At 71.5% G+C, this 4,185-nt stretch carries 3 protein-coding genes; all 3 read right to left on the bottom strand.

The window, feature by feature from the left end; translation table 11 throughout:
* A partial coding sequence (locus tag AC08OX_RS15455) for a biotin/lipoyl-containing protein (protein WP_476608457.1) occupies positions 1-647 on the bottom strand: 647 nt, incomplete at its 3' end.
* Positions 648-789: 142 nt separating this feature from the next.
* Positions 790-2,172 (bottom strand): dihydrolipoyl dehydrogenase, encoded by a 1,383-nt coding sequence (gene lpdA, locus AC08OX_RS15460; RefSeq protein WP_476608458.1) that lies wholly within the window; start codon positions 2,170-2,172, stop codon positions 790-792.
* A 296-nt stretch (positions 2,173-2,468) separates the two neighbouring features.
* Positions 2,469-4,079, bottom strand: a complete 1,611-nt coding sequence (locus AC08OX_RS15465; RefSeq protein WP_476608459.1) for a leucyl aminopeptidase — start codon at positions 4,077-4,079, stop codon at positions 2,469-2,471.
* Positions 4,080-4,185: the final 106 nt, after the last annotated feature.

Below are 4,185 nucleotides of genomic sequence, written 5' to 3' on the forward strand. Positions count from 1 at the left end.
GTCGGGGCTGTGGGGGGGGGCGCGGGAGTCTCCTGCGCCGCGGGAGCCGCGTCCCGCGGCCGCGCGGCGTCCTGGATGTCCTGCTTGGTGACGCGTCCACCCGGCCCGGTTCCCGCCACGGTTCCCAGGTCCACGCCGAGCTCGGCGGCCATCTTGCGCACCAGCGGGGTGACGTAGCGACCGATGCCGCCGCCGTTCCCGTTGGCGGCGGCCGGGGTCTGGGCCGGGACCGGGGTGAGCTCCGGCCGACGAGCGAACGCCGGTGCGGGTGCGGGTGCCGGTGCGGGCGCCGGAGTGGGCGGAGGCGGCGGTGCCGCGGCAGCCGGCTTCACGGGTTCCGGCGCCGGTTCGGGTTCCGGCGCGGCGGGCGCCTGCGTGGCCTGCGCCGGTGCGGTGCCGCCACCCGCGGACCCGTCGTCGATCACCGCGACCTCGACGCCGACCTCGACGGTCTCATCCTCGGCGACCTTGATCGAGCTGACGACACCGGAGGCGGGGGCGGGGATCTCGGTGTCGACCTTGTCGGTGCTGACTTCGAGCAGTGGCTCGTCGGCCTCGACGCGTTCACCCTCCTGCTTCAGCCACCGCGTGACGGTTCCCTCGGAGACACTCTCCCCGAGCCGGGGCATTGTGACAGATACAGACATGCTGGAACGACTCCTTTGTCGCGTCCGGCATCTGCACCGCGCGGGCGGCCGGCCGGAGGCGCTCATGCTTGGCGTGGCCTGAATCCTGGGCGGATCGGGCCGCGGGGGTGGCACGGGCAGGCACGATCCAGGGCGGTGCCCGCTAACCGTGGACGTGAAGGGGCTTGCCGGCCAGCGCCAGATGCGCCTCGCCGAGAGCCTCGGACAGCGTGGGATGCGGGTGGATGAGCTGGGCGACCTCGGCGGGGAACGCCTCCCAGTTGGTGATGAGCTGAGCCTCGGCGATGAGCTCGCCGACCCGGTCGCCGACCATGTGCACGCCCACCACCGGACCATCGGGGACCGCGATCACAGTGACCGCACCGGAGGTCCTGAGGATCTGGGACTTGCCGTTGCCCGCCAGGTTGTAGGTGACCGTCTTGATCTCGCCGTACCGCTCCCTGGCGACCGCGGCGGTCAGGCCGACCGAGGCCACCTCCGGGTGGGAGTAGGTGACCCGCGGAACGTTGTCGTAGTCGACCGGCACCGGGCCCAGCCCGGCAAGCTGCTCGGCGACGAAGATGCCCTCGGCGAAGCCGACGTGGGCGAGCTGGAGCCCGGGCCGCAGGTCGCCCAGCGCGGACACGGTCGGAATGTTCGTGCGTAGCTGACGGTCGACCAGCACATAGCCGCGGTCGGTCGCGATGCCGACCTCCTCGTAGCCGAGACCTTCCGAGACCGGTCCACGACCGACCGCGACGAGCAGCAGTTCGGCCTCGATGGTGGTCCCGTTCTCGAGGGACACCGTCACGCCCTGGTCGGTGGACTTCACCCCGGAGAACCGCGCGCCGAGATGCTGCTTGATGCCGCGCTTGCGGAAGGCACGCTCCAGCAGCTTGGAGCTGGACTCGTCCTCGAGCGGGACGAGGTGCGGCAGCGCCTCGACGATGGTCACCTCGGCCCCGTAGGACCGCCAGACGGAGGCGAACTCGCATCCGATGGCCCCGGCGCCCAGTACCACCGCGGAGGCCGGCACATGGTCGAGGGTCAGGGCGTCATCGCTGGTGATGACCTTGTCGTGGTCGATGTCCAGGCCGGGCAGGGTCTTGGAATAGGAACCGGTCGCGAGCAGGACGTGCCGACCCTCGATGACCCGGTCGCCGACGGCCACGGCGGTCGGGGAGACCAGCCGGCCGAATCCCTCGACGGCCTCGATCCCCCGGGACTTGATCAGGCCGGTCAACCCCTTGAAGAGCCCGGCGATGACCGAGTCCTTGTAGGAGTTGACTGCGGCCATGTCGATGCCGTCGAGGGTCGAGCGAACCCCGAAGGCCTCGCTTTCGTTGATGTTGTCAACGATCTCCGCCGAATGCAGCAGCGCCTTGGTCGGGATGCAACCTCGGTGCAGGCAGGTGCCGCCGAGCTTGTCCTTCTCGATCAGAACGACGCTCAGGTCGAGTTCCGCGGCGCGCAGCGCGGCGGCGTATCCGCCGCTGCCGCCACCGAGGATGACCAGGTCGACGGGACCGGCCGCTGAATTCGCCACGCCAGGGGTCCCTTCTCGTTGAATCCTGTGGTCTTGCCGGTGGTGCCGAGAGCGTTACTAGTAGCGTCTGCTACGTTGAGTGACAAAGCCGGTGACGCGGTTGGCCGCCGCCCCCGACGGCGTTCCCACCGCTGAGCGCGGCCGCCGAAGCAGGAGCGTCAGGCCACGGCTCGCCCAGCCACGGCAACCGGATGCCAGTCTTTCACGTCGTGAGCCCACTGCCGCTCGGATGGGCGTGACTGTGCTGCATTGCGTGAGGCGCCAGCAACTATTGTGTACCTACCTTCCCCCGCAGGTCAGCCCTCGGCCGGGGACTCAGCCGGGGAACCGGTGGCCGAACCGGGGGAGGCCGTCGTCGTCGCGCGGTCCTGCGCCAGCTGGACGAGCGTGCGTACGATCATGCCGGTGCCTCCCTTGGGGGTGTGGCCGTAGGGCTCTCCACCGTTCCAGGAGGGACCGGCGATGTCGATGTGCGCCCAGGACACCTTCTCGGGGACGAACGAGGCGAGGAAGTGCGCGGCGACCAGCATGCCGCCGTCTCGGTTGCCTCCCGGTGGCACGTTGGCGATGTCGGCCACCGTCGAGTCCAGTCCCTTGCGCAGATCGGGCGGAAGGGGCATCGGCCAGACGCTCTCGTCGGCGGCGGCCGCCGCCGACGAGACCGCGTCCACCGCGGCCGCACGACCCATCAGTCCGCTCGTCCGGTGGCCGAGGGCGACGATCTGTGCGCCGGTCAGGGTGGCCACGTCCACGATCAGGTCCGGTGACTCCTCGTTGGCGCGGACGAGGGCGTCGGCGAGCACCAGCCGGCCCTCGGCGTCGGTGTTGAGCACCTCCACCCGGGTGCCGCCGCGCAGGGTGAGAACGTCGGAGGGGCGGATCGCGTCGCCCGAGGGCATGTTCTCCGCGCAGGGCATCCAGCCGGTGAGAGTGATCGGGAGCTTGAGCCGGGCCGCGGCGATGACGGTGCCGAGCACCGCGGCCGCGCCCGCCATGTCGGTCTTCATCCATTCCATGGAGGTCGACGGCTTCAGGGACAACCCCCCGGAATCGAAGGTGATGCCCTTGCCGACCAGCGCCAGCGCCGGCCGCTCGGATCCACCGCCGCGCCATTCCAGCCGCACCAGCCGCGGTGGATTCGCGGATCCCTGGCCGACACCGAGCAGGCCTCCGAAGCCGCCCTCGGCGAGCGTCACCTCGTCGAGGACCTCGACCGTCACGCCGGCGGCGGTGGCCCGCTCGACGGCGATGTCGGCGAGCAGGGCGGGGGACAGATGGCTCGGCGGCGTGTTCACCAGATCGCGGACCAGGGTGACCGCATCCGTGACGACGGTGGCCCGGCGCAGTTCCTCTTCCGCTGTCGGGAGGCTCTGCTCGTCGACGAGCACCGTCAGCTCCTCGACGGGGCGGGGGCGGCCGTTCGCCGACGTGGTGCGCAGCCCGTCGTAGGAGTAGGTGCCGAGCAACGCGCCTTCGGCCACGGCCCGCACCGACTCCGACGTGACCGCGCCCGGCGCGGCCGCCAGAGCGACGGCCACCCGCGCGGTCCCGGCGAGGGAGCGCACCGCGACCCCGGCCGCCCGGCGTAGTGCCTCGGTGCCGATCGGCGTGGAGGACATCGGCGTGGAGGACATCGGCGTGGACGACGTGGCGAGGGGGCCCAGCCCGACCGCGAGAACCGTCGCGCAGGGCACAGTACCGAGGGTGGCGAAGCGGACCGTCTCGCCGGCCTTGCCGGTCGCGCCCAGCGAGGCAAGCACCTGCGTCAGCCTGCCGCCGAGCGCGGCGTCCAGGTCCGCCGCGCCCCCGGCTACGAGGAGCCCCTCGTCGCCGGTGGCGGTGGCGATCACCACCGCGTCCACATCGAGATCGGCGAGAGCGGCGGCACTGGGCACGATGGTGGTCATGCAGTGAGCGTATTGAACGGGAGGTCTTCCCGACGGGGAGCCGGACCCCACCGGCGGGTGGCCGGAGGCCAGGCCCGCGGTCGTTTCGACCGGTGCCGGCCGGACA

Source organism: Frankia sp. CoBUL1 (assembly GCF_978021245.1).

Excerpts from the sequence above, each read along its gene's own strand:
- AC08OX_RS15465 (WP_476608459.1), bottom strand. The coding sequence starts at position 4,079 with ATGACCACCATCGTGCCCAGTGCCGCCGCTCTCGCCGATCTCGATGTG.